The 503-nt window shown below is 69.0% G+C and carries 1 protein-coding gene; it reads left to right on the top strand.

All coding sequences use genetic code 11. The features are described 5' to 3' along the window. Positions 1 to 15: 15 nt before the first annotated feature. The coding region (locus tag IE316_RS35220; protein WP_190208642.1) for an AMP-binding protein at positions 16 to 503 on the top strand (488 nt) is incomplete at its 3' end.

Below are 503 nucleotides of genomic sequence, written 5' to 3'. Positions count from 1 at the left end.
CGGGTGTTGGAGTGGATGGCGGGTGACCCGGGGGTGCGGGTCGGTGAGGTGGAGGTGTTGTCGGAGGGTGAGCGGCGTTTGGTGGTGGAGGAGTGGAATGACTCGGGGCGGGTGGTGTCCGGGGGGACGTTGCCGGAGTTGTTCGAGGCGCAGGTGGTGCGGACGCCGGGTGCGGTGGCGGTGGAGTTCGGGGGTGTGGGGTGGACGTATGGGGAGTTGGAGGAGCGGGCCAACCAGTTTGCGTGGGAGTTGATGGCTCGGGGTGTGGGGCCGGGGGATCGGGTGGGGGTGGTGTTGGAGCGTTCGGCCCAGTGGGTGGCGGTGGTGCTGGGTGTGGTGAAGGCGGGTGCGGCGTTCGTGCCGGTCGATCCGGCGTATCCGTCCGAGCGGATCGCCTTGGTTTTGCGGGATGCGGAACCGGCGGTGGTGGTGTGTTCCGCTGCGACGGCCGGCGTTCTGCCTGGTACGGGTCTGGAGTGCCTGGTCTGTGACGATCCGGGTGT

It is taken from the genome of Streptomyces fumanus (assembly GCF_014655295.1).
Classification (GTDB): Bacteria; Actinomycetota; Actinomycetes; order Streptomycetales; family Streptomycetaceae; genus Streptomyces; species Streptomyces fumanus.
This window is presented reverse-complemented; position numbering and strand designations above follow the sequence as displayed.